Raw genomic sequence first — 24,617 nt, forward strand, 5'->3', positions numbered from 1 at the left:
GCGCAGAGTGTGCTCAGCACACGGGGAGGCGCGACATGTTCGAGTTCATCTGGCGACAACTACGCGGCCGTGCCGGTCGGTCGGTGGCGCTGCTGTCGGGCGTACTGGTGGCCACCACCGGGTTCGTCGTCCTGACCGGCGCCACCACCACCTCCCGGCTCGCCGTCACCGGCACGGTCGAACGGAACACCCGCGCCGCGTACGACATCCTGGTCCGTCCGGCCGGCGCCCGCAGCCCGCTGGAGGCGCAGCGCCGGCTGGTCCGCCCCAACTACCTCTCCGGCCTCTTCGGCGGCATCACCACCGCCCAGTACGACCAGGTCAAGGAGCTGGGCGGCGTCGAGGTGGCAGCCCCGATCGCCATGCTCGGCTACTCCACCTCGCGGGTGCCGCTGACCTTCGACGTCACCGACGCCGTCGACCCGCGACTGGATCGGCAGCTGATCCGGGTCGAGCCGACGTACGTCGCCGAACGCGGCCTCTCCACCACGCGGGCCAAACCCAGCTACGTGTACGTGACCCGGCACCCGGTGCTGCACGCCCGGCTGGACCAGTGGGGCAGCACGAAGGACGTGCCCTACTCCGACGGCCGGTCGTACCCGCCGGACGAGGTCTGCGGACCGGCTCCCCGGGAGGTGCTGCCGGACGGCGGCACCCGGCTGATCTGCGCCCCGCAGTTCGGGCTGCTCGGCAACACCGCGACGCTCTCCGAACGCGACTTCTGGACCATCGACGCCGTGCGGATGCTGCCGAACGGGACGTTCGAGACCGTGGAGGCGGTGACCGCCGCCGGCTCCGGTCGGCCCGCCGCCACCGACCGACTCGTCCTGACCCGTGACCTGACCGTGCCGTTCCTGCTCGCCGCCGTCGACCCGGCCGCCGAGAACCGGCTGGTCGGCCTGGACGCGGCGGTGGTGGGCGGACGCGGCCTGCGGGCCGGCGACGCGGTCACCGAGGAGCGCCAGCCGAACCTGATCACTCGTACCGCCCCAGTGCTCGCCACCGGCCGGCCCTTCTTCGACGGCACGGTGAAGGCCCGCTACGAACGGCTGCCCGACACCCGGCCGCTCGCCACCCCCGCCATCGACCTGGAGCGCGCCCTGGCCAGGGCACGCGGGATCCCGGCCGGCACCGGCGAGGTCGACGGGGCCACCGCCTACCGGGAGCAACTGAACCGTGGCGTCGGCGCCGACGGGTGCTGCTGGGGGCAGCTCGACCGGATCATCCAGGCCGGTCCGGTCGCCTACCAGGAGCTGCCGGACGGCACCCTGCGGGCCGGCGAGACGCCCCCGGCCGATGCACGCGTCTACGGCACCCAGTCGACCGTCTCCTTCCTGCCCCGGCCGTGGCTGGCCGACGACTCCGGCTCCCGGTCAGTCAAGGCCATTCCCCGGGCGGAGGGGAGCGCGCTGACCCAGTACCACCAGTGGAAGGCGGTCGGCGTCTTCGACCCGGAGAAGCTGGCCGGGTTCAGCGACCTCGGCAAGGTGCCGCTGGAGACGTACGAGCCGCCGGCCGTGCCCGGCGCCGACGAGCGCAGCCGCGCCGCGCTGGGCGGCCGGCCGCTGCAGCCCAGCGGCAACCCGGCCGGCTACCTCTCCGCCCCGCCACTGCTGCTGACCAACCTGGCGAGCGTGCCGAAGCTGCTGGTCGACAGCATGAGCCCGCAGCGCACCGCGCCGATCAGCGCGATCCGGGTACGGGTGGCCGACGTGGACGGCTACAGCGACCGCTCCGCCGAGCGGGTCCGGCTGGTCGCCGAACGGATCAACCAGGCCACCGGCTTGGACGTCGACATCACCCTGGGTTCCTCCCCCGCCCCGCAGACCGTGGCGCTGCCGGCCGGGAAGTTCGGCCGACCGGAGCTGCGGCTCACCGAGAACTGGTCCGCGCTCGGGGTCGCCTCCACCATCACCAAAGCCGTCGACCGCAAGAGCGCCGTGCTCTTCGTGCTGGTCCTGGTGGTCTGCGTACTCTTCCTGGCCAATGCGGTCTCCGCCGCCGTCCGCGACCGCCGCCCCGAACTCGCCGTGCTGGCCTGCCTCGGCTGGCCGGCCCGCCGGATCGGGGCACTGATCCTCGGCGAGGTCGCCGCCCTCGGCCTGGCCGCCGGGCTGCTCTCGGTCGCACTGGCGGTTCCGCTGGGCGCCGCGCTCGACATCGACGTCGACTGGCGGCGGGCGCTGCTCGCCGTACCCGTGGCCCTGGCGCTGGCGCTGGTCGCCGGCCTGGCGCCGGCGCTACGGGCCGCCCGCGCCCACCCGGCCGCCGCGCTGCGCCCACCGGTCGCCACCGCCCGCTGGGTACGCCGACCCCGCACCCTGGCCGGCCTGGCCCTGGGCAACCTGGTCCGGACCCCCGGCCGAACCCTCGTCGCCGCCGCCGCCCTGGCCATCGGGGTCGCCGCGCTGACCCTGGTGAGCGCCGCCGCGTACGCCTTCCGGGGCGCCATCGTCGGCACCCTGCTCGGCGACACGGTGTCGCTCAGCGTGCGCGGCGCGGACACCCTCGCCGCCGCCGCCACCGTGCTGCTCGGCGCCGGGGCCGTGGCCGACGTGCTCTACCTCAACATCCGGGACCGGGCCGCCGAGCTGGCCACCCTGCGCGCCATTGGCTGGACCGACAGCGCCCTGGCCCGGCTGATCGGTTGGGAGGGCGCGCTCCTCGGCCTGCTCGGGGCCGCCCTCGGCGCGGCCCTCGGCCTCGGCGCGGCCGGCTGGCTGATCGGCGAGCTGCCGACGGCGCTGCTGCTGGTCGCCACCGCCGTGGCCGCGGCCGGCGTGCTGGCCACCTGCCTGGCGGCGCTGGTACCGGCCGCGCTGCTGCACCGCCTGCCCACCGCGCGTCTGCTCGCAGAGGAGTGACCATGGATCCGACCACCGGCAGCACCGTCCGCACCGCCGGGCTGGTCCGCCAGTTCCGCACCGGCAGCGAACGGCTGACCGCCGTCGACGACGTGTCCCTGACGATCGCGCCGGGCTCGGTGGTGGCGCTGACCGGGCCGAGCGGTTCGGGCAAGTCGACGCTGCTGCACCTGATCGGCGCCATCGAACGCGCCGACCAGGGCACGGTGACGGTGGACGACGTGGAGGTCACCGCGCTGGGTCGAGCGGACCTGGCCCGCTACCGGCAACGGGTCGGCTTCGTCTTCCAGCGCTACCACCTGCTGCCCGCGCTGACCGTGCTGGACAACGTCGTCGCGCCGATGCTGCCCCGGCGGGGACGCGCCGACCACGCGGCCCGGGCCCGGGAACTGCTGGACGCGGTCGGCCTCGCCGACCGGGAACGGGCGCTGCCCGCCCAACTCTCCGGTGGCCAGCAGCAGCGGGTGGCGATCGCCCGGGCGCTGATGGGCGCGCCACGGCTGTTGCTCGCCGACGAACCCACCGGGAACCTCGACTCCACCACCGGCGCGCAGATCCTCGACCTGCTGCTCGACCTGCGCGACCGGCACGGCATGACCATCGTGCTCGCCACCCACGAACGGGCGGTGGCGGCCCGGTGCGACCGGCTGGTCCGGCTGGGCGACGGCCGGATCGTCGAGGACGAGGACCTCACCGCGGGCGAGGACCCGGCCGACACCTTCGACCGCGCCAGCCGGCTGCGGCTCTGACGGCGGCGGGGCCGGGCCCCGGGCCGGCGGCGTGGTCCCCGCCGCCGCTCCCCGAAACCCGGCCCCGTCCGCGCGACGTCCGGTCAGGCCGCCGGGCTGGCGGTACGCACGTGCGTGGCGATCCGCTCGGCGACCTCGCGGGCGGTGGCCTCGGTGCCGGCCTCGACCATCACCCGGACCAGCGGCTCGGTGCCCGACGGGCGCAGCAGCACCCGGCCGGTCTCGCCCAGCTCGGCCTCGGCCCGCTCCACCTCGGCGCGGACCGAGGGCGCGTTGGCCCCGACGGTACGGTCGCCGACCGGGACGTTGATCAGCACCTGGGGAAGCTTGGTGATGACGCCGGCCAGGTCGGTCAGGGACCGGCCGGTGGCGGCCATCCGGGCCATCAGGTGCAGGCCGGTCAGCACCCCGTCGCCGGTGGTGGCGTGCGCGGGCATCACGATGTGGCCGCTCTGCTCGCCGCCCAGCGCCAGCCCGGCGGCGCGCAGCTCCTCCAGCACGTACCGGTCGCCGACCTTGGTCTCCAGCAGCCGGATGCCCTCCCGGGACATGGCCAGGCGCAGGCCGAGGTTGCTCATCACGGTGGCGACCAGGGTGTCGCCGGTGAGCGTGCCGGCCTCCCGCATCGCCAGCGCCAGGATCGCCATCACCTGGTCGCCGTCGACCTCCTCGCCGTCGGCGGTCACCGCCACGCACCGGTCGGCGTCGCCGTCGTGGGCGAGCCCCAGGTGCGCGCCGTGCGCGACCACGGCCTCGCGGAGGTTGTCGATGTGGTTGGAGCCGCAGTCGTCGTTGATGTTCAGGCCGTCGGGCTCCGCGTGGATCGCGATCACCTCGGCGCCGGCCTCCCGGTACGCGACCGGGGCGACGTCGGCGGCCGCGCCGTTGGCGCAGTCGACCACGACCTTGATCCCGTCCAGCCGGTGCGGGACCGACCCGACGAGGTGCTGCACGTAGTGGTCGGCGCCGTCGAGCAGGTCGTGCACCCGCCCGACGCCGGCGCCGATCGGCCGGTCCCAGGCGGTGGTGGCGTTCGCCTCGACGGCCGCCTCGATGCGCATCTCCAGCTCGTCGGGGAGCTTGTGCCCACCGGCGGCGAAGAGCTTGATGCCGTTGTCGGGCATCGGGTTGTGCGACGCGGAGAGCATCACGCCCAGGTCCGCCTTGGTCTCGGCGGTGAGGAACGCCACCGCCGGGGTGGGCAGCACGCCGACCCGGACCACGTTCGCCCCGGCGCTGGTGAGACCGGCCACCACGGCGGCCTCCAGCATCTCGCCGCTGGCCCGGGTGTCCCGGCCGACCACGGCCAGCGGGGGATGACTCTTGTCGGTCTCGGCGAGGGTGTGCGCGGCGGCCACCGCCACCGCGAGCGCCAACTCCGGAGTGAGATCCGCGTTCGCCCGCCCGCGTACGCCGTCCGTGCCGAACAACCGACCCATACCCGCCAACCTCCGATGAAACCGTTCCAGGGGGGGAAAAGGCGGACGGCCGGGCCACCTCCCGCTTGCAGGAGGGGGACCGGCCGTCCGTCAGAAGTACAACGTGCCGCTGAAGGTCAGCGCTTCGAGTACTGAGGAGCCTTACGGGCCTTCTTGAGGCCGTACTTCTTGCTCTCCTTGACCCGGGCGTCCCGGGTGAGGAAGCCGGCCTTCTTCAGGGCCGGGCGGTCGTCCGGCTCGTTGACGATCAGCGCGCGGGCGATGGCCAGCCGCAGCGCACCGGCCTGGCCGGTGGTGCCGCCGCCACGCAGGTTGGCGATGACGTCGAACTGCTCGGGCTTCTCGGCGGTGACCAGCGGGTCCTTGATCAGCTGCTGGTGCACCTTGCTCGGGAAGTACGCCTCGAGCTCCCGGCCGTTGCAGGTGATCTTGCCGCTGCCCGGGACGATACGCACCCGGACGATGGCCTCCTTGCGCCGACCCACGGTCTGGATCGGGCGGTCACCACGCGGCGCGCGAGCGACAGGCGCCGGCGCCTCGGTGACCTCGGGGGCCTCGGTGGCCTCGGGGGCGACCTCGGTCTCGGTGATGTCGGTCATGCTGTTTCCTTCGCCCGCGCTCACTGCGCGATCTGCTTGATCTCGAACGGCACCGGCTGCTGTGCGCCGTGCGGGTGCTCGGCACCGGCGTAGACCTTCAGCTTCTTGATCAGCTGACGGCCGAGCTTGTTGTGCGGGAGCATCCCCTTCACGGCAAGCTCGATGGCCCGCTCGGGACGCTTGGTCAGCAGCTCTTCGTAGCCGACCTGCTTCAGACCACCCGGGTAACCGGAGTGGCGGTAGGCGACCTTGGTCTGCCGCTTGTTGCCGGTCAGCGCGACCTTGCCCGCGTTCACGATGACGACGAAGTCGCCCGTGTCGACGTGCGGCGCGAAAGTCGGCTTGTGCTTGCCGCGCAGCAGCGTGGCGGCGTGGGTGGCCAGGCGGCCCAGCACGACATCAGAGGCGTCGATGACGTGCCACTGACGCTCGATCTCACCCGGCTTCGGGCTGTACGTACGCACAGGTCTACCTTGTCTCGTCGTCGGTCTGGGGTCGCGCGCCGAGGTGACCAGGCTTACCGGGTCGAACCAGCGCGCACGAACGACCAAGCGTACCTGATGCGGCACGCCTCTGGATGTCGTACAACAGCAGGCAACGATACCCGCCGCCCGGTCGGCAGGTCAAAACGGGGGGTCACCCCGCGTGGCCGGGCCTCCGCCGATGACCGGGGTCACACGACGGCGGTGGCGGTCAGAGTTCCTGGAGGATGCGCAGCGCCCGGCCGACCCGGCGCATGGTGTCGGTGTCCGCCACGTCGACACACTCGGTGAACCACTTCTTCATCGGCGCGGAGAGCCGGTCGGGCATCACCACCCACCGCCCCATCGGCACCGCGAGCGGCGAGTCGCGCAGCAGCGACTCGTCGACCACCTCGGCGACGATCACGATGGGCACGTCCGTGGAGTTGTAGACGTCGGAGCTGATCACCAACCCGAGTCGCGCCCGGGCACCCTCGATGCGCCAGACCTCGCCCCTACGCAGCACGCGGGCGACCGCCGAAGAGGACGTCGTCGACCATGCCCACCTCGTCGGCGTCGGCGAGGGCGGCGGCCTCCAGGTCGAGGCCGGCCCGGCCGACGGCGGTGGCGTGCGCGGTGAACACCTCGCGCAGCGCCTTCTCCCGCGCGGCCTGGTCCATCCAGGCGGAGAGCGACAGCCCTTCGCGCCTGGCGAACCGGCGCGCCTCCTCGATCGTCTCGTCGGAGAACGACAACGTCACCTTGGCGGTCATGCCGGAAAGATTACCCATTGGTATGACCACCGGTCATCCTCGCTCGCACGGGTCGGCTAACCGGACATCGGGCCGTTCAGGGGCGACGCCCACCGAACACCGCGAACCGCCACTCCTTGAAGAAGCAGTCAACGTCGACCAACCCCGCCTCGGCCAGCCAGTCGCACTGCGCGGCCACCGGCGCCGGCCGGTCGTGCCGCATCCGCGTCCGGGCGGCGGCGATCTCGGCCGCATCGGAGCCCAACGCGGTGATCCGGGCCGTCCAGACCTCGTCGTAGCGCCGGTCGAGCGCCCGGGTCGGACCGGCGACCTGCTCGGCGTTGACGAAGACCCCGCCGGGGACGAGCGCGGTGGCGGCCCGGCGGTAGAGGGCCCGCTTCCCGTCGTCGTCCAGGTGGTGGATGGCGAGCGCGGAGACCACGGCGTCGTACCGGCCGGACGGCAGCGGATCCGTCAGGTCGGCGCGCACCGTGCGATGCGCCACGCCCCGGGCGGTCAGGTGGTCGGCGGCGACCGCGAGCATCCGCGGCGCGCCGTCGACCAGGGTCACCCGGATCTCCGGCAGGACCGCGCCGAGCAACAGGGAGAGCAGGCCGGTGCCCGCGCCCAGATCCAGCACCTGCGGCGTACGCCCCGCCGCCAGCGCCGCCCGGAGCGGCGGGAGGGCGACGTCCACCGCCGTGCCGTAGAAGGCGTCGAAGCACGGCACCAGCCGCCGCCGGGCCTCGTCGTAGGAACCGGCCACGGCGTCGAACGCCTCCGTCACGACCATCCGGGACTCCCAACAGGTAGGAATGTTCTCCCACATACTAGACCGTCCAGTCTCGACCCGGCACCCCCGCGCGATGCGGTGGCGGCTCTTGACAGGCACGAAACAGAAGGGACCCGGACTCGAAACCCCCCGGCGGCACACTTTTCCGACATGACAGACGGTGTTCGTCCGGCGACGCAACCCGCCACCGGCACCGAACTGGCCGGCTTCACCATCGGCGTGACCGCCGACCGCCGCCGCGACGAGCTGGCCACCCTGCTGGAACGGCGCGGCGCCCGGGTGGTGCTCGCCCCCGCGCTGCGGATCGTGCCGCTGGCCGACGACACCGACCTGCGCGAGGCCACCCGGGCCTGCCTCGACCGACCGCCCGACGTGCTGGTGGCGAACACCGGCATCGGCATGCGCGGCTGGCTGGAGGCCGCCGAGGGCTGGGGGCTGGCCGAACCGCTGCGCGGGGCGCTCGGGCAGGCGTACGTGGTGGCCCGGGGCAGCCGGGCGCGGGCAGCGATCCGCGCCGCCGGCCTGCGCCACCACTGGTCCCCGGCGACGGAGAGCTCCGCCGAGGTGGTCGAGCACCTGCGCCGGCGTGGGGTCGCCGGGCAGGTCGTCGCCGTGCAACTGCACGGCGACCGGCAACCCGAGTGGACCGAGGCGCTCCAGGAGGCCGGCGCCACCGTCGTCGAGGTGCCCGTCTACCGCTGGGCGCCGCCGGCCGACCCCGCCCCGCTGCACCGGCTCGTCGACCTGGTCGCCGGCCGGCTGGTCGACGCGGTCACCTTCACCTCCGCCCCGGCCGCCGAGGCGCTGCTGCGCGCGGCCGGCGACCGGACCGAGACGGTGCTGGCCGCGTTCCGCGGCGACGTGCTGGCCGGCTGCGTCGGCGCCGTCACCGCCGAGCCCCTGGTCCGTCGGGGCGTGCCGGTCAGCGCGCCGAGCCGGGCTCGACTCGGCGCGCTGGTCCGCACCATCGTGGACGAGCTACCGCGCCGGACCACCACCGTACGGGCCGCCGGGCACCTGCTCACCCTGCGCGGACACGCCGCGGTCGTCGACGGTGAACTGCGTCCGCTCGCCCCGGCCCCGATGGCGGTGCTCCGGGCGCTGGCCCGCGTCCCGGGCAAGGTCCTCTCCCGTACGACGCTGCTGCGCACCCTCCCCCGGGGTGCCGACGAGCACGCCGTGGAGATGGCGGTGGCCCGACTCCGCGCCGGCCTGCGCGCACCCACGGTGGTGCAGACCGTGGTCAAACGCGGCTACCGGCTCCGGGTGGACTGACCGGCTCAGCCGCGCCGGGCGGCGGCCCGGTCCCCGCCGACCCCGCCCAGCTCCAGGTCGACCAGGGCGAACAGGAACGCCGAGGCGTGACCCGCCTCGTCGTGCGCGATCTCGGCGAACAGGTCCGCCGCCTCGTCTTCACCCACCGAGGCCGCCTGCCGGGCGAACGACGGGTACATGGTGCTCGCCTCGTACGTCTCGCCGTCGATCGCCTTGCGCAGGTTCTCGGCGTCGGCGCGGACCAGCCCTGCCAGCGTGGCCGTCTCGGCGAAGTGCTCGCCGAGTTCCTGGCCGGCGGTGTTCTCCCAGAGCCGGGCCAGCCGCAGCCGGCCACCGCTGCGGGCGTGCTCGGCGTAGAGGGTGTAGCTCGCGTTGGCGAACGCCTCGCCGCGCAACGTCGCCTCCAGGTTGTCCTGCGTCGCCCCGGAGCAGACCGGGGTACCGGCCACGGTGGGCACCGGCGGGACCGGCGTGCCGACCGGAACCCGTACGCCGGAGCCCGGGTGGGTGATCGCGTACAGGGCGAGGCGGAACTGGGCTGCGTGGGTCGCCTCGTCGGCCGCCAGCTCCCGGAACAGCCGCACGGCCTGCGGGCAACGGTCCCGGCGGGCCTGTTGGGCGTACCGCGGGTAGACCACGGTGGCCTCGTGCCACTCGCCCGCGATCGACGTGCGCAGGTTGGCCGCGTCCGCACCGACGAAGCCGATCAGGGCGGCCTCCTCGGTGAAGTGCTCGCCCAGCTCGGTGCCGCCGGTGGCGACGAAGAGGTCGGCGATGTCGGCGTGGCCGTTGCGGGCCGCCTCCGCTCCGTACGCCAGATAGCTGGCGTGGGCGAACGCCTCTCCACGCATGGCCGTCAGCGTGTTGGCCCGGGTCGTGTCGTTCGCCACCTCGGCCCACGCGGGCGCCTGGACCAGGCCCACCCCCAGCACGGTGCTCGCCACCGCGGCGACGGCCGCTCTGACTGTCCTCATGAGTTCCCCCTCCGGTCATGACGCAGAGCGGAGAAACCTTCACTCTGCGTGACAAGGTCGGGAGCGATTGTACGTTTTCGCAGGTCACGGGGCATAAAACGAAGCCGTGGAACGAACGCGCGCCGTCCCCTCCACTCCGGAGGTTGCCGCCCCCGAGGGCGGCTGCGGCGCTGGCTCCGGGTCAGCCGACCGGCGCCGGAAAGCCGCGGCCCTGCTCGGACTGCAGCCGCATCATGGCGTGCTCGACCACGGTCACCAGCACCTGCTTCACCGACTCCCGCCGCCGGGCGTCGATCATCACCAGGGGAACGTCGGGGGAGATCGCCAGGGCCTCCCGCACCTCGTCCAGCTCGTACTGCGGGGCGCCGTCGAAGTGGTTGAGCGCCACCACGTACGGCAGGTTCCGGTTCTCGAAGTAGTCCAGCGCGGCGAACGCGTCGGCGATCCGGCGGGTGTCGACCAGCACGGCGGCGCCCACCGCGCCTCGGATGATCTCGTCCCACATGAACCAGAAGCGGGTCTGCCCGGGCGTACCGAAGAGGTACAGGATCAGGTCCTGCGCCATGGTGATCCGGCCGAAGTCCATGGCGACCGTGGTGGTCTCCTTGCCGGGCACCTTCGACGGGTCGTCGATGCCGATGCCGGCGGAGGTCATCAGGGCCTCGGTGGTCAGCGGGGTGATCTCGGAGATCGCGCCGACCAGGGTCGTCTTGCCCACGCCGAAGCCGCCCGCGATCACGATCTTCGCGGAGACGATTCCCCGGTTCCGACCGGCCGCGGGGGCGGGGTCATAGCCTGCGAAGTCCACTTAGCACCCTTCCAAGGATCTCCATCCGCTCCTCGAACCCCTCGGCCGGAGCGGCAGTGTGTAACGTCAGCAGGCCCTCGGCCACCATGTCGGCGACCAGCACCCGGGTGACCCCCAACGGCATCCGGGTGTACGCGGCGATCTCCGCCAGCGACTGCGCCCGGCCCTCGCAGACCGTGGCGATGCGGTGCTTGTCGTGCCCGGCGAAGCGCGACTCGACGACCGAGGTGGGGCTGGCGCTCAGCACCGCCTCGATCGCGATGTCCATCCGAGCCTCGGTACGGCCCCGGGTGACCGCGTACGGCCGCACCAGCGCGCCCCGCGGGTCTTCACGCCGCTGGTCCATCTCGCGATCACCTCCTCCCGACCGGAGCCTGTCGGCGCCGGATCAACCCGTCCCGCTACGAGCGCACCGCGTCGCGGGGCAGCGGCACCAGCGCGGCGCCGACCCGTTCCACCAGCAACGCCATCTCGTACCCGACCTGACCCACGTCGCAGCTGCGGGCGGCGAGCACCGCCATCGACGAGCCGTCGCTGATCGACATGAGGAACAGGTAGCCGCTGTCCATCTCGATCACCGTCTGGAGCACGCCGCCGGCGCTGAACATCCGGGCCGCGCCCTCGGTCAGGCTCACCACGCCGGAGGTGATGGCGGCGAGCTGGTCGGCACGGTCCTGCGGCAGGTCCCGGGACGAGGCCAGCAGCAGCCCGTCCGCGGAGACCGCCACCACGTGCGCGATACCCGCGACGCTGTCGGCGAAGTTGGTGAGCAGCCAACCCATGTCCTGCATCGCTGCGGGCCTGTTCATCGAGTCGTCTCCTTGGTGGGGGTGCTGTTCAGTTCCGCCCCGGCCGTCCGACCGCGCTGCACGCCACGGTGGTAGGCCGACAACAGGCCGCGTACCTCGTCGGGGGTGCGCCGGGTGCGGTCCCGGCCACCCTTCTCCTCGATGCCGCCGGGCACCAGTTGCGCCTGGGGTACCCGCTTGGGCAGCCCCGACCGGGTGGTGCCGGCGGCGGCGGGAGCCGCCGCCTTCGACGCCCGGGTCCAGCCGTCGTCGGCCGCCGTACGCCAGGCGTCCGGCTCGACCAGCGGCTCGGATGCGGACGCCGCGACCGGTTCCTCGGCGTTCACCGCCGGCTCCGGCGCCGAGTAGGCGGGCGGAGCGGACACCGACAGGCCCTCGGACACCGACGCTGCCGGCCCGACCGGCGACGGCGCGGGCGTCGACGGCTCGGCCGGGGCCACCGGGACGGCGGCGGGCGGGGCCGCGGCGGGCGGGACGTACGGCGGCGGAGGCGGCGCGGGTGCGACCGGCGGCGCGGCGGCCACCGGCGGCGCGGGTACGACCGGCGGCGCGGCGGCCACCGGCGGCGCCGGGACCGGTTCCCGCTGCGGCAGGGCCGGCGGCTCCTCGTCGAAGCGCGGCCGGGTGAAGATGGCCGTGGCGTCGTTGCCGTGGGACCGGAACCAGACCGCCTCCATCTCCCGGAAGATCGGCGAGTCGGCCGGCCGGTCCGGGCGGGCGATCAGCGGTGCGGCGGAGGCGGCGACCGCCGGCGGCGCCGGCGGGGCGACCGGGAACGGCGGCGGCGCGACGGGCGGCAGTGGGACCGGGGGCGGCGACGTCGCGGCCACCGGCGCCGGACCGGCGGTCGGACCGCCGGACAGCAGCGGCTCGGCCGCACCCCGGCGGGGCAGCGCCCCCGACGCCCCCGCGCTCGGGGTGAACAACGACGCGCCGGAGTCCGGGGCCGCCGGCTGAGCCGAGACCGGAGCAGCGGACATCGACGGCGCGGAGAACGGCGCGGCGGAGACCGGCGCCCCCGACATCGGCGGCCCGGAGAACGGCGCGGCGGACATCGGCTGGGCCGAGACCGGGGCACCCGACATGGGCTGCGCCGAGAACGGCGCCGCGGACATCGGCTGCGCCGAGACCGGGGCACCCGACATCGGCTGCGCCGACACCGGCTGCGCGGAGAAGGGCGCGGCCGACACCGGGCCGGTGCCACCGACCCGCACGTCGGAGGCGAGTTCGCGCGCGTCGGCCGGGCCCTGCCAGACCGCCGGCGCCGGCACCGAGGTGCGCCAGGCGTCGGAGAGCGTCGCGGTACGGCCGGCGACCGGTGCCTCGCCGAGCCCTGCCGAGGCGTACGGGCCGGGCTCGGCGGCCAGCGACGGCCGGTTACGGGTCGGCAGCGGCTCCGGACCGGGGTCGGCCGGCAGCACCACCGTGGCGTTCGGCAGGGTCACCTGTGCCACCGTGCCGCCGTCGGCGTTGCGCCGCAGCTCGACCCGGATGCCGTACCGGCCGGCGAGCCGGCTCACCACGGCGAGACCCATCAGCCGGAACGCGGAGACGTCGACGGTCGGCGGGGCGGCCAGCCGGCGGTTGAGCGAGTCCAGCTGCTCGTCGCTCAGCCCGAGACCCCGGTCCTCCACCTGGATCAGCACGTAGTCCCGGATCCGCCGGGCGTCGGCGAGCACGGTGGTGTTCGGCGGGGAGAACCGGGTCGCGTTGTCGAGCAGCTCGGCCACGAGCCGGACCACGTCGTTGACCGCGTTGGCCACGATCGAGATGTCCGTGTCGATGCTGCCGAACTCGATCCGGTTGTACTGCTCCACCTCGGACTGCGCGGCCCGCAGCACGTCCACGAGGAGGGCGTCGTCGCGCCGGGGTGAGCCGGTGTCGGCGCCGGCGAGCACCAGCAGGTTCTCGTCGTTGCGGCGCATCCGGGTCGCCAGGTGGTCGAGTTCGAAGAGCTGCGCGAGCCGCTTCGGGTCCTCCTCGGCGCGCTCGATGGCGTCCAGTTCGCCGATCATCCGGTCGACCAGGGTCTGGCTGCGGCGGGCCAGGTTGAGGAACATGGTCGAGACGCTGGTACGCAGCGCGGCCTGCTCGGCCGCGACCCGGACCGCCTCCCGGTGCACCACGTTGAAGGCGAGGGCGACCTGGCCGACCTCGTCCCGGTTGGTGATCTGGATCGGGTCGCGTACCTCGCGGACGATCTCCTCGACCTCACCCTCGCCGACGCTGCCCATGCTCTGCAGGCGGCTCACCGCCTCGGGCAGGTCGTGGTTCGCCACCGCGAGGGCACCCTCCCGCAGTCGCCGCAGCGAGAAGTTCAGCGACCGGGCGAGCACCACCGCGAGGGTGATCGCGACGAGGAGGCTGACCAGCACCAGCACCGACTCGACGGCGGCCTGCCGGGTGGCGTCGACCCGGGCGCTCTCGGCGTCGGCCAGCAGCCGGTCCTGGAGCTCCACCTCGGCCTTGCGCATCAGGGCGTCGACGGCGCCGATCGCGGTGGCGGCGTCGGCCGCCTGGGCCACGGGCCGCTTGCCGATCGAGCGGCTGATGTCGGCGGCGACCTGGTCGGCGCGACGGACCGGGTCGCCGGTCACCGTGCGGGAGACGATGTCGCGCTGCGCCTGGTCGGCGGCCTCGGAGAAGGTGAGCTGAGCGTCGTTGCGCTGGGCCAGGGTCGACACGAAGGCGAAGTAGTCGGCCTCGGTCAGCCGGCCCCGGGACAGTGCGGAGAAGGCGACCGCCTCCTGTTCGGCCACCGCGGCCCGGGCCCGCCCGTACGCCGCCACCGCTCGCCGGCTCTCGGCGCCGCTCTCCTCGGGGGCGGCCTGGGCCAGCGCGTCGCCGTACCGGCTCAGTTCGCCGAGCACGTCGGCGTACCGCTCGGTCGCGTCACCGGCCGCCGACTGCTGCCGGCCGAGCGCCTGCCGCCGGACGTCGGGCAGCGTGTCCAACCGCTTGTCGATCTCGGCGAGCAGGTCCCGGACGGCTGCGGGCGGCTCGTCGAGCCCCTCGCGTCCGGTCCGGTACGTGGTGATCCGCTCGTCGGTCGCCCGGAAGAGCCTGCGGTACTCGTCCGGGCTGCTGCGCTGGTCGGCGAGAAAGGTGACGGCGGCCATCCGCTCGGCGTGCAGGTCCTCGGCCAGCCGGGAGACGTCGATGGAGATCGCGGTCATCGACCGGATCCGGGTGGCGTCCTCGGCGCCGGCCGCGACGGTCACCAGGCGGACCGTGGCGAGCGCGATCACCGCGGCGATCGGCACGACGAGGATCAGCGCCAGCTTCGTCCGGATCCGGGCGTCGCGCAGCCGGGGCAGCCCGCGACGACGGCTGAGCTGGCCGGGGCCACCGCTTTCGGGCAGGGTGGAAGGTCCGGTGCTCACGACATCGCCTCCGTCGTTTCATCCGCGCCCGACCCGCTGACCCGTGCCTGGTCCAGCGGACACCGCCACGCGCGGCACGGCCGCGATTTCATCAGACAAGATCCTGTTTGGGAAGCGGCGGTGAGGCCGAAAACGGTCGGTCGGCATTGAACGCGTGATCCGGTCACCGAATACCGCCATCTTCCCGAGTCCCTGAACAGGGCATGTAACTCCAGAGTGGTCACCCGCTTATTCAAGGTGAGCATTTGTTAACAGTGAGTATCCCCACGATGCGGGACGGCCATCCCGCCATGTGGCGGGGTATTTCGAGGGCCGACCGGCTCCGGCCACACGGTACGCCACCGTTGAGTGATCCTCCACTCAGGATCTGCGTCGCCGAGCGGGCGCGAGTAGGGGCGCCCGCACGGCGAGCCGCCGGAGGGCCCGACGGGGCGGCGACGCCCTCCGGGCGGACCCCGGTGCGCCATTCCGCCGAAGGGCGGCGAGTCCGCGAAATAGCGGCCGCCGGGACGCCTCGCATCGATGAATGGCCAATCATCACCGAGTCCGCAAAGGATCGGCATTGGTCACTACCCAAGGCATCCGACGGTCGCCGTCGTACCGCTCGGGCCACCGGACGGAGCCGACCCGGTCCCCGACGGCGCAGTGTCGGAGACCCGACCCGGCGAGCCTCTCCGACGCGGCCGGATAGCCGCAGCTGGAGCCCGGTCGCCGCGCCGCGCGGTGCCAAGGTGGCGATCGGGCGCACCGGCCCGTAACGTGCGCGACATGGCCAATCGGACGTGGGGCAGACCGCTGCTCACGGCGCTCGGGGCGAGCGTGCTGGCCGGGGCGGGCCAGCTCGGCATCGCGTACGGTTTCGGCATCGTCCGGCTGACCGGCGCGTTCACGGACGGCTCGGTCAACCGGTGGCCGGCGCAGCTGGTCTGGGTGGGCTGGTTCGCGGCGATCGCGGCGGTGACCGGGGCGGTCGTCACCGAGCGCCTCGCCCGCCGGGACGGCCCACCCGCCGAGACCGCCCAGCAGCTCGCCGTCGCCGGTGCCGCGGCACTCGGCTCGACCGTCGTCGCCCCGCTGTGCATGCAGCCCGCCCGGGCCGCCGACCTGCTCACCGTGGACCCGGTCTGGGCCGTCGGCATCTGCGCGGTGCTCGGCGCGGTGGCCGGCGCGGCCGCGGCCCTGGCCGTGCTCGTCCGTCCGCCACTGGGCTGGAACGTGGCGCTGGTCGCCGCCGCCGTCTGGTTGCTCGCCGTGGTCTCCGTCGCGCCGTCGCTGGCCGGCAGCGGCCCGCTGCCCACCGTACGCCTCGGCGTGCTCGAACCGTCCTGGCTCGCGCCCGACGCGGCCGAGCGGCTGGCCATGCTGATCCTGCCGGCGGTGGCGCTGCTCGGCGGCGCGGCCACCGGCGCGCTGGCCCGCTGGCGGGGAGAGCCACCGCTGGTCAGTGGCGGCAGCGGAGCGGCCGGGCCGGTGCTGGTGGCGTTCGCCTACCTGTCGGCCGGCCCCGGTGAGACCGTCGACCGCTACCAGCTCGCCCCCTACTACGGAGCCCTCATCGCGGTCGCCGCCGGGGTGCTCGGTTCGACCGCCGCCACCCTCCTGCGCTGGCCGCTCCTCTCCACCGCCGGTACGCGTCAGGACACCCTGGAACCGACCGACATCCTCCGCCCGTTGCCCACCGGGGCGGGGCTCCCGGCCGCCGAGACCGTGGCCACCCGGGCTCCGGCATCCGGCCCGGCCGCCACCGACCTGTTCGAGTCCGCCCGGCCGGTCCCCGGGGCCACACCGCCGCACTGGGACTGGCCGGCGACGGACACGCAGACCGCTACGCCGGGCGCACGTCCGGTCACCACCGCCGCCGGTCCGACCGCCGCCCACCTGGCCCTCGACGCGCCGGCCACCCCCGGCCCGACCGCGGTCGAGGGCTCCACCGCCCCGGCCGACGGACAGCGGAACGCCCCGGGCGGCGCGCACCCACCGGCGGCGGACACGACCGACCCGTCCTCGACACCGACCGCCCCGGCTACCGGCCTGCCCGGTGACGCCGACGAACCGGCCGGTGCGCGGGCGGAGGCACTGACCCCGGCCGTGACCGGCGTTGGCGGCACCGAGCCCGACGCGACGACCGACGGGCAGCCGACCAGCCCGCAGACCTCTGCCGCCGGGACGGCGGCCGCACCCGCGAGCACCCGGCGTTCCAGCCCCGCCCGCCGCCGGTCCGACCGCACGACGCGGGCCACCGGGGCGCGTACCGAGGTGGCCGACGGCACGACGACCCCGGCGGCAACGGCCGCCGAACCGGCCCTCGCCGGCCCGTCGGGACGTACCGGCCCCCCGAGCGACCCGACGGCGGACGTCACCACCGCGGGTGACTCCGGCGGGGACGCCGCGGGCCCGGACGACGTGCCGGGGGCGGCTCCCACCACTGCTGCTCCGCGCAAGGAGCTTCCCAAGGCGACGCCGCCGGTCCCGACCGGGCGGCCCCGCAAGGGCGCCAGGACGGCCGGACGCACCGCGGCCGGCCCCGCCACGCCACCGGCAGCCGTCTCGGACGCCACCGGCCCGGTTGCGACCAGCCAGGACGTTCCCGCCGACGCGACCAACGAGGGCGCCACCGCCACCGCGTCCAGCCAGGGCACCGCCGCCAGCGCGACCAGCCGGAGCACCGAGGTCGACGCGTCCGCCTCCGCCGCGACCAAGCCGGAGACGGTTCCCGCCGTACCCGAGGCTGCGCCGGTGGCCGCCACCCGCCCGAAGCGGCCGCGCGGCTCGCGGGCCGGCGCGGCGGCCGGACCGGCCGGCGGCGCGGCCACACCGAGCCCGACGGTCCCGGCCTCGGGCGACACCGACCCGGCCCGGGAGGCCGCCGGTCAGCCCGGCCCCGAGCCGGTCGGCCCGGACACCACGGCGCCGGCCCCGGCGTCACCCACGGTCGCCTTCTCCGGCCTCACCGGGCAGGGCGCGGGGCGGCCGGTACCGGTGCCGGCCTGGCCGGTCACGCCCACGCCCGCAACACTGCCGCCCGCCGCCGACCGGGGCGCGCGCGTGGAGCGCACCGAGCCGTCGGGCGACGCGCCGGCCCCCCGTCCCCGCCACCGGGCGCCGCTGCCCGACCTGGACCGGGCGGGCAACTGGGACGCGTTCGGCAACGGTTTCCGGCGGACCGCACCCGAGGCCGCGGCCCCGGGCGTCGCGGCCCGACCCGCCGGCGAGGAGCCGTCGGTCCCCCGCCAGGCCGAGGGTCCGGCGGAGAAGACCGAGCCGGCGACCGCCGAGCCGGCCGCCGAGAGGCCGCGCCAGAAGCGGGGCCTGTTCCGGCGCAACCGGCCCCGGCCCGCCGAGCCCGCCGCCGTCCCGCCGGCGGACGAACCGCTGCCGGCCAAGGACGAGGAGTACGTCGACTGGGTCACCGGGCTGGCCAAGCCGACGCCAGAGGCCGAGTCCGGCGGCTCCGAGCGCCGGTCACTGCGCTCCACCGGCCGGCACCACCGCGACTGACCGCCCCGGGCCGGGTGCCGGACGCACGGCCCGGGCGGTCAGGCCAGCGGCAGGTACACCCGGCCGCCGGAGGAGAGAAACTCCTCGGACTTGTCCTTCATCCCGCGCGCCGCGTACTCCTTCAGCTCCTGGGTGATCTTCATGGAGCAGAACTTCGGCCCGCACATCGAGCAGAAGTGCGCCGTCTTCGCCGGCGCGGCGGGCAGCGTGGCGTCGTGGTACGACCGCGCGGTCTCCGGGTCCAGTGAGAGGTTGAACTGGTCCTCCCAGCGGAACTCGAACCGCGCCTTCGACAGCGCGTCGTCCCACGCCTGCGCGCCGGGGTGCCCCTTGGCCAGGTCCGCGGCGTGTGCCGCGATCTTGTACGCGATCACCCCGGCCTTCACGTCGTCCCGGTCCGGCAGCCCCAGGTGCTCCTTGGGCGTGACGTAGCAGAGCATCGCGGTGCCGAACATGCCGATCATCGCGGCGCCGATCGCCGAGGTGATGTGGTCGTACGCGGGCGCGATGTCCGTGGTCAGCGGGCCGAGGGTGTAGAACGGGGCCTCGTGGCACCACTCCTGCTGGAGGTCCACGTTCTCCTTGATCTTGTGCATCGGCACGTGTCCCGGGCCCTCGATCATCACCTGGACGTCGTACTCCCAGGCCACCCTGGTCAGCTCGCCGAGGGTACGCAGCTCGGCGAACTGCGCCTCGTCGTTGGCGTCGGCGATCGAGCCGGGCCGCAGCCCGTCACCGAGCGAGAAGGTGACGTCGTAGCGGGCCAGGATCGCGCAGAGTTCCCGGAAGTTGGTGTAGAGGAAGTTCTCCTCGTGGTGCGCCAGGCACCAGGCGGCCATGATCGAGCCGCCCCGGGAGACGATCCCGGTCACCCGGTCCACCGCGAGCGGCACGTACGGCAGCAGCACCCCGGCGTGCACCGTCATGTAGTCCACGCCCTGCTCGGCCTGCTCGATCACCGTCTCCCGGAACACCTCCCAGCTCAGCTCCACCGGGTCCCCGCCGACCTTCTCCAGCGCCTGGTAGATCGGGACCGTGCCGATCGGCACCGGCGAGTTGCGCACGATCGCCTCGCGGGTCTCGTGGATCCGCTTCCCGGTCGACAGGTCCATCACGGTGTCCGCGCCCCACCGGGTCGCCCAGGTCAGCTTCTCCACCTCCTCGGCGACCGAGGAGGTGACGGCCGAGGTGCCGATGTTGGCGTTCACCTTCACCAGGAACGCCTTGCCGATGATCGCCGGCTCGCACTCCGGGTGGTTGACGTTGAGCGGCAGCACCGCCCGCCCGGCCGCGATCTCGTCCCGGACGAACTCCGGCGCGACGCCCTCCCGGATCGCCACGAACTCCATCTCCGGGGTGACCACCCCGGCCCGCGCGTACGCGAGCTGGGTCGGGCGCTCCCCGGCCAGCGGGGTGCCGGCACCGCGTACCGGTGCCACGTCACCGCGCTCGGCGATCCACGGCCCGCGCAGCGCGGGCAGCCCCACCTCCGGGTCGGAGCCCGGGCCGGAGGTGTCGTAGAGGCGCAGCGGCGGGTTGTCCCCGGTCAGCTCCACCTCGGCGAACGGCACCCGGACGTCCGGCCGGGACCCCTCGACGTAGACCTTGCGACGTGCCTGCATGACAGCCTCCCTGATGGTCAACGGGACCAGCCGAAGTGGTCCAGCGGGCCGCGTCCCGCACCCAGCTCCCAACCCCGCGCGCCGGTCAGCGCCCGGGTGACGTACTCCTTGGCGGCGGCCACCGCGACCGACACCGGGTCGCCCGCCGCCAACCCGACGGCGATCGCCGCCGAGAACGAACAGCCGGTGCCGTGGTTGTGCCGGGTGGGCACCCGAGGTGCCCGCAGCAGCGTGGTCGCGCCGCCGGAGACCAGCACGTCGACCGACTCGCCGGCCGCGTCCACGTCGCCGCCGGTCACCACCACGTGCGCCGGGCCGCCCGCGGCGAGGGCCTCGGCCGCCGCGACCATCTCCTCGACCGTGGTCACCGGGCTTCCGGTGAGGGCCGCGGCCTCCGCGCAGTTCGGCGTCGCCACCTCCGCGTACGGCAGCAGCCGCTCGACCGCGTCCACCACGCCGAGCCGGTGTCCGCTGGTGGCCACCAGCACCGGATCGACGACCAGCCGGGGCAGCCGGCCGTCCCGGGCCGCCGCGGCCACCGCGTCGGCGACCGCCGGGGTGCCGAGCATGCCGGTCTTCACCGCGCGTACGGCGAAGTCGCCGAGGACGCTGTCGAGCTGGTCGGTGACGGTCTGCGGCGGCAGCGGAAGGACGGCGTCGACGCCCCGGGTGTTCTGCGCGGTGACGGCGGTCAGGACGCTGGTGCCGTACGCGCCGAGCGCGGCGAACGTCTTCAGGTCGGCCTGGATGCCGGCGCCCGCTCCGGAGTCGGATCCGGCGATGGTGAGGACTGTCTGCGGCGTCACTTTTCTTCCTTGGTTGCGCTTTGGGGCTGCGGCCGACCGTGCCCACTCCGGGCGGTCAGGCTTGATCCCTGCGTGGGCACGGTCGGCCGCAGCCCCGTCGTGGGGGGCTCCGTCGACGGGTGCGGGGTTGACGGCAGGGGGGTGGCCGCCTCGGGGGAAGCTCTGCCCAGCGTGGTGACCGCGCGGTCCGTGGGGAGGGCGCGGGCGCTGGTGAAGGCTTGGGTCAGGGTGGCGGCGGTGTGGGTGGGGTCGGGGGCGCGCATGATCGCGCCGAGGACGGCGACACCGGCCGCGCCGGCCGTGACGCAGTCGCGGACCTGGTCGGGGGTTTCGATGCCGCCCAGCGCGAGGACCGGGACCGGGCTGATCGCCACCAGCCGGCGCAACCCGTCGACGCCCAGCGGCGGGCCGTACCCCGGTTTGGTGCGGGTCGGGTGGACCGGCGAGAGCGTCACGTAGTCCTCGCTGGTGAGCCGGTCGAGTTCCGCCGCGTCGTGGCAGGAGCGGCCGACCAGGGTGTGTTGGGGAGGCGGATAGGGCCCGGCGGCGGGCAGGTGGACGGCGTCACCGCCGAGCGGGTCCGGCCCGGCGACGATCAGCGTGCCGCCGGCCCCGGTGAGGACGGCCCGGAGGTCGGCGGCGAGGGCGGCCCGTTCGGCGCGGGGCAGGTCCTTCTCCCGCAGCACCACCGAGCGCACTCCCCCGGCCACCGCTGCGGCGATCACCTCGACCAGCGGCCGACGCGCCTGCCACCGGTCGGTGAGCACCACGACGCCGGCGGTCGGCGGCGCAGGCCGGGTCACAGCTCGGGCCGCCCCTCGTCGGGGGTGGAGGCGAGGGCGTGGAAGCGCCGGGCGATCCGGCCCGCCCCGTACGCGAGCCGGCCGGCCTCGACGGCGTACCGCATCGCGGTGGCCATCGCCACCGGGTCGGCGGCCCGGGTGACCGCGCTGGCCAGCAGCACCGCGTCGCAGCCCAGCTCCATGGCGAGCGCCGCGTCGGAGGCGGTGCCGATTCCCGCGTCCAGGATCACCGGCACGTCGACGACCTGCCGGATCAGCCGGATGTGGTGCGGGTTGCCCACGCCCAGACCGGAGCCGATCGGGGCGCCGGCCGGCATCACGGCGACGCAGCCCACGTCGGCCAGCCGCCGGGCCAGGACCGGGTCGTCGGACGTGTACGGCAGCACGGTGAACCCGTCCGCGACCAGCTCCTCCGCCGCCCGCAGCAGCTCCACCCCGTCGGGCAGCAGGGTGCGCTCGTCGCCGATCACCTCCAGCTTCACCCAGTCGGTGTCGAACGCCTCCCGGGCCAGGTGCGCGGTCTTCACCGCCTCGACGGCGGTGTGGCAGCCGGCCGTGTTCGGCAGCAGCCGCACCCCGCACCGGTCGAGCAGGTCGAGCAGCCCACCGCCGGCCACCGGGCCGGTGTCGACCCGGCGCAGGGCGAGGGTGACCAGCTCGGTGCCGGAGGCGCGGATCGCCTGTTCCAGCACGTGCAGGTTGGCGGCGCCGCCGGTGCCGAGGATGAGCCGCGACCCGAGGGTCACGCCGCCGATCTCCAGGGACATCCGGTTCACCCGCCCTGGGCGGCGCTGAGCACCTCGACGCGGTCGCCCTCGCACAGCACCCTCGCCGGCCAGCCGCCCCGGGGCACCACCTCGCCGTTGACCGCGACCGCCAGCCCGCGCCGCTGGTCGGTGACCACGCGGACCAGGTCCGCGAGCGTCGACGCGTCGGGCAGGCTGCGTCCGGCCCCGTTGACCGTCAGTTCCACGTCTCCTCCTGCGTTCTCGGGCCGGTGCCGTCGGGGCCGTCTCCCGGCCGCGCCGGATCGGCCACCCGGCTGGCTCCCGGCCGCGCGGCCGGGCCGGCGGTGAAGCGGTCGGCTGCGAAGGGCGCCAGCAGCGGGTCCGCCACGCCGGTGACGACCAGCTCGGTGATCAGGTCGGCGGTGAGCGGGGTGAGCACGATGCCGTGCCGGTGGTGGCCGGTGGCGGCGAGCACCCCGGGTTGGCCGGGCAGCGGCCCGAGGATCGGCGCGTTGTCCGGAGTGCCGGGGCGCAGCCCGGCCGCCGCCTCGACCAGGTCGTACTCGGCCAGCTCGGGGACCAGGGCGACGGCGGCGCGGAGCAGGCGCAGCACCGCACCGGCGGTCACCTCGGTGTCGGCGCGTTCCTCGACGGTCGCCCCGACCACCACCTCCCCGTCGGTGCGGGGCACCAGGTAGACGGGCTCGCCGTCGGCGTACCCGCGGATCACGTGCCGGAAGCCCGGCGCGGCGCGGCCGGGCGCGCGGAGCCGGAGCACCTGGCCCTTGACCGGCCGGACCGGCAGCCCGGTCAGCGTCGCCGCGCCGCACCCGGCGGCGACCACGACGACCCGGGCGTCCACCTCGGCGAGCGCGCCGACCACGGCCGGCGACCACCGCACGCCGGCCCGCTCGGCCGCCGCGCGCAGCGCCGTGACCAGCCGGCGCGGGTCGACCTGGTGGTCGCCGGGGGCGACCGCGCCGCCGCGCACCCGGGGGGCCAGCGCCGGCTCGCGGTCGCGCAGCTGCGACGGGCGCAGCGCCGTGATCGGCAGGCCCAGCTGCTGCTGGTACGACCAGAGCCGCCGCGCCTCGGCCAGGTCGTCGGCGGTCAGGCCGACCACCAGGGTGCCCTCGGTCCGGTGGCCGAACGGCATCCCGGCCGCCTCGGTCAGCTCGGCGGCGAAGTCGGGCCAGCGGGCGGCCGACGCGGTCAGCAGGCCGGTCAGCTCGTGCTCACCGAAGTACGCCTCGGCGACCGGCGCGAGCATCCCCGCCGCCACCCGCGACGCCCCCGAGCCCGGCGCCGGATCGTGCACCACCACCCGCAGGCCGCGCTGCGCGCACCGCCAGGCGATCGCCGCCCCCACCGGCCCCGCCCCCACCACCGCCACGTCGGGTCTGTCGTCGGCACCACGGGTGGTCAACACGTCAACGCCCCGAGCAGCTCCGCCGTGGCCCGGGCCGGATCGGCGGCGTCGGAGACCGCCCCGACCACCGCCACCCCGTACGCGCCGGCGGCCCGCAGCACCGGCACCGCCGCCGCGGTCACCCCACCGATGGCGATCACCGGTACGGCCACCGCCTCGGCGACCGCCCGCAGCCCGGCCGGCCCGATCGGGTCGGGCAGCCCGGTCTTCGTGCTGGTCGGATGGCAGGGGCCGACGCCCAGGTAGCTGGCACCGGCGGCGACCGCCGCGGCCGCGGTGGCCGGTTCCCGGGCGGTGGCGCCGAGCACGGCGGCCGAGCCGAGCACCCGCCGGGCCGCCCCGACCGGCAGGTCGTCCGCGCCGACGTGGCCGCCCGCCGCGGCGACCGCCAGGGCCACGTGCAGCCGGTCGTTGACCAGGCAGGTCGCCCCGTACGCGGCGCAGAGCGCCACCGCCCGACGAGCCAGGTCGTACGCCTGCCGGTCGGTGGCGGAGTCCTCGACCCGGACCTGGACGACCAGCTCGGAGCGGGCGACCGGCAGGGCGGCGCGGAGCACCGCGAGCGGGTTCCGGCCGGGCCGGGTGTCGGTGATCAGATGCAGTCGTCCCAGGGACGGCACGGCAACGCTCCTCCCTGCGCCGGCATTACCCGGATCAGGTTCGACGGTCGGGGGCTTCAGCCCCCCTCTCAGCCCGGTGCACCGGGCTCCCGTGGGTCACTTGCGGGCCTACCGTACGACGTCTCCCGTCGCCGATGGAAGACCGGGGTGACCTTTTTCCCATCCACCGTCCCGAGTGGAGCATCGGGACTGACGGTGGTCGGGT

22 protein-coding genes and 1 riboswitch are annotated in these 24,617 nt (G+C 74.9%); of the genes, 4 read left to right on the top strand and 18 right to left on the bottom strand.

Features of this window, described 5'->3' with window-relative positions:
* The first annotated feature begins 35 nt into the window (after positions 1 to 35).
* Both GA0074704_RS27715 and GA0074704_RS27720 read left to right on the top strand, forming a co-directional pair.
* The gene (locus GA0074704_RS27715) at positions 36 to 2,864 is read left to right on the top strand and encodes an FtsX-like permease family protein (RefSeq protein ID WP_157743806.1); all 2,829 of its coding nucleotides are present in this window, start codon (positions 36 to 38) and stop codon (positions 2,862 to 2,864) included.
* A 2-nt stretch (positions 2,865 to 2,866) separates the two neighbouring features.
* On the top strand, positions 2,867 to 3,613 hold the full coding sequence (locus GA0074704_RS27720) for an ABC transporter ATP-binding protein (RefSeq protein ID WP_088973202.1): 747 nt from the start codon (positions 2,867 to 2,869) through the stop codon (positions 3,611 to 3,613).
* 83 nt (positions 3,614 to 3,696) lie between these two features.
* Here the strand turns inward: GA0074704_RS27720 and glmM are convergent, their stop codons facing one another.
* The 6 genes from glmM to GA0074704_RS27750 all read right to left on the bottom strand — a co-directional run bounded on the left by glmM (position 3,697) and on the right by GA0074704_RS27750 (position 7,657).
* A complete protein-coding gene (gene glmM / locus GA0074704_RS27725) occupies positions 3,697 to 5,052 on the bottom strand; it encodes a phosphoglucosamine mutase (RefSeq protein WP_088973203.1) in 1,356 nt (451 codons plus the stop codon).
* 116 nt (positions 5,053 to 5,168) lie between these two features.
* The gene (gene rpsI, locus GA0074704_RS27730) at positions 5,169 to 5,651 is read right to left on the bottom strand and encodes a 30S ribosomal protein S9 (RefSeq protein ID WP_088973204.1); all 483 of its coding nucleotides are present in this window, start codon (positions 5,649 to 5,651) and stop codon (positions 5,169 to 5,171) included.
* 20 nt (positions 5,652 to 5,671) lie between these two features.
* Positions 5,672 to 6,115, bottom strand: a complete 444-nt coding sequence (gene rplM, locus GA0074704_RS27735; protein ID WP_088973205.1) for a 50S ribosomal protein L13 — start codon at positions 6,113 to 6,115, stop codon at positions 5,672 to 5,674.
* A gap of 229 nt (positions 6,116 to 6,344) precedes the next feature.
* Positions 6,345 to 6,638 carry a hypothetical protein gene (locus GA0074704_RS27740; RefSeq protein ID WP_088973206.1) on the bottom strand — a complete coding sequence of 98 codons (294 nt, stop codon included), beginning with the start codon at positions 6,636 to 6,638 and terminating at the stop codon, positions 6,345 to 6,347.
* On the bottom strand, positions 6,628 to 6,885 hold the full coding sequence (locus GA0074704_RS27745) for a DUF6364 family protein (RefSeq protein WP_172880816.1): 258 nt from the start codon (positions 6,883 to 6,885) through the stop codon (positions 6,628 to 6,630). Before GA0074704_RS27745 ends, GA0074704_RS27740 begins: the two co-directional genes overlap by 11 nt.
* Positions 6,886 to 6,961: 76 nt before the next feature.
* The gene (locus GA0074704_RS27750) at positions 6,962 to 7,657 is read right to left on the bottom strand and encodes a class I SAM-dependent methyltransferase (RefSeq protein WP_088973208.1); all 696 of its coding nucleotides are present in this window, start codon (positions 7,655 to 7,657) and stop codon (positions 6,962 to 6,964) included.
* 150 nt (positions 7,658 to 7,807) lie between these two features.
* Here GA0074704_RS27750 and GA0074704_RS27755 point away from each other — a divergent pair, with 150 nt between their 5' ends.
* Positions 7,808 to 8,932: a uroporphyrinogen-III synthase gene (locus tag GA0074704_RS27755; RefSeq protein WP_088973209.1), complete on the top strand. Its 1,125-nt coding sequence runs from the start codon at positions 7,808 to 7,810 to the stop codon at positions 8,930 to 8,932.
* Positions 8,933 to 8,937: 5 nt separating this feature from the next.
* On the opposite strand, the gene GA0074704_RS27760 is transcribed toward GA0074704_RS27755, so the two are convergent.
* From GA0074704_RS27760 to GA0074704_RS27780, 5 genes are all read right to left on the bottom strand, one after another.
* Positions 8,938 to 9,906 carry a ferritin family protein gene (locus GA0074704_RS27760; RefSeq protein ID WP_088973210.1) on the bottom strand — a complete coding sequence of 323 codons (969 nt, stop codon included), beginning with the start codon at positions 9,904 to 9,906 and terminating at the stop codon, positions 8,938 to 8,940.
* Positions 9,907 to 10,087: 181 nt separating this feature from the next.
* Entirely contained in the window at positions 10,088 to 10,714 is a 627-nt protein-coding gene (locus tag GA0074704_RS27765) for a GTP-binding protein (RefSeq protein WP_088973211.1), read from the bottom strand.
* Positions 10,695 to 11,060: a DUF742 domain-containing protein gene (locus GA0074704_RS27770; protein ID WP_088973212.1), complete on the bottom strand. Its 366-nt coding sequence runs from the start codon at positions 11,058 to 11,060 to the stop codon at positions 10,695 to 10,697. The genes GA0074704_RS27765 and GA0074704_RS27770 overlap by 20 nt, the downstream gene beginning before the upstream one ends.
* Before the next feature lie 55 nt (positions 11,061 to 11,115).
* Complete coding sequence (locus tag GA0074704_RS27775; protein WP_088973213.1) at positions 11,116 to 11,523, bottom strand: roadblock/LC7 domain-containing protein; 408 nt, start codon at positions 11,521 to 11,523, stop codon at positions 11,116 to 11,118.
* Positions 11,520 to 14,906 carry a sensor histidine kinase gene (locus GA0074704_RS27780; RefSeq protein ID WP_088973214.1) on the bottom strand — a complete coding sequence of 1,129 codons (3,387 nt, stop codon included), beginning with the start codon at positions 14,904 to 14,906 and terminating at the stop codon, positions 11,520 to 11,522. The genes GA0074704_RS27775 and GA0074704_RS27780 overlap by 4 nt, the downstream gene beginning before the upstream one ends.
* A gap of 768 nt (positions 14,907 to 15,674) precedes the next feature.
* Between GA0074704_RS27780 and GA0074704_RS27785 the strand changes: the two genes are divergently transcribed.
* Positions 15,675 to 18,404 carry a hypothetical protein gene (locus GA0074704_RS27785; RefSeq protein ID WP_088973215.1) on the top strand — a complete coding sequence of 910 codons (2,730 nt, stop codon included), beginning with the start codon at positions 15,675 to 15,677 and terminating at the stop codon, positions 18,402 to 18,404.
* A 38-nt stretch (positions 18,405 to 18,442) separates the two neighbouring features.
* On the opposite strand, the gene thiC is transcribed toward GA0074704_RS27785, so the two are convergent.
* From thiC to thiE, 7 genes are all read right to left on the bottom strand, one after another.
* Positions 18,443 to 20,026 (bottom strand): phosphomethylpyrimidine synthase ThiC, encoded by a 1,584-nt coding sequence (gene thiC, locus GA0074704_RS27790; RefSeq protein ID WP_088973216.1) that lies wholly within the window; start codon positions 20,024 to 20,026, stop codon positions 18,443 to 18,445.
* A gap of 17 nt (positions 20,027 to 20,043) precedes the next feature.
* A complete protein-coding gene (thiD, locus tag GA0074704_RS27795) occupies positions 20,044 to 20,832 on the bottom strand; it encodes a bifunctional hydroxymethylpyrimidine kinase/phosphomethylpyrimidine kinase (protein ID WP_088973217.1) in 789 nt (262 codons plus the stop codon).
* A complete protein-coding gene (locus GA0074704_RS27800) occupies positions 20,829 to 21,635 on the bottom strand; it encodes a thiamine phosphate synthase (protein WP_088973218.1) in 807 nt (268 codons plus the stop codon). The genes thiD and GA0074704_RS27800 overlap by 4 nt, the downstream gene beginning before the upstream one ends.
* Positions 21,632 to 22,402, bottom strand: coding sequence for a thiazole synthase (locus tag GA0074704_RS27805; RefSeq protein WP_172880823.1), 771 nt, complete (start codon positions 22,400 to 22,402; stop codon positions 21,632 to 21,634). The genes GA0074704_RS27800 and GA0074704_RS27805 overlap by 4 nt, the downstream gene beginning before the upstream one ends.
* Positions 22,403 to 22,407: 5 nt before the next feature.
* Entirely contained in the window at positions 22,408 to 22,608 is a 201-nt protein-coding gene (thiS, locus tag GA0074704_RS27810) for a sulfur carrier protein ThiS (protein WP_088973220.1), read from the bottom strand.
* Positions 22,599 to 23,792: a glycine oxidase ThiO gene (gene thiO / locus GA0074704_RS27815; RefSeq protein ID WP_231926701.1), complete on the bottom strand. Its 1,194-nt coding sequence runs from the start codon at positions 23,790 to 23,792 to the stop codon at positions 22,599 to 22,601. The genes thiS and thiO overlap by 10 nt, the downstream gene beginning before the upstream one ends.
* Entirely contained in the window at positions 23,786 to 24,412 is a 627-nt protein-coding gene (gene thiE / locus GA0074704_RS27820; protein WP_088973221.1) for a thiamine phosphate synthase, read from the bottom strand. The genes thiO and thiE overlap by 7 nt, the downstream gene beginning before the upstream one ends.
* Positions 24,407 to 24,515: riboswitch (TPP riboswitch) on the bottom strand. Its footprint overlaps the gene before it by 6 nt.
* Positions 24,516 to 24,617 lie beyond the last annotated feature (102 nt).

Source organism: Micromonospora siamensis (assembly GCF_900090305.1).
In the GTDB taxonomy this organism is placed as follows: domain Bacteria; phylum Actinomycetota; class Actinomycetes; order Mycobacteriales; family Micromonosporaceae; genus Micromonospora; species Micromonospora siamensis.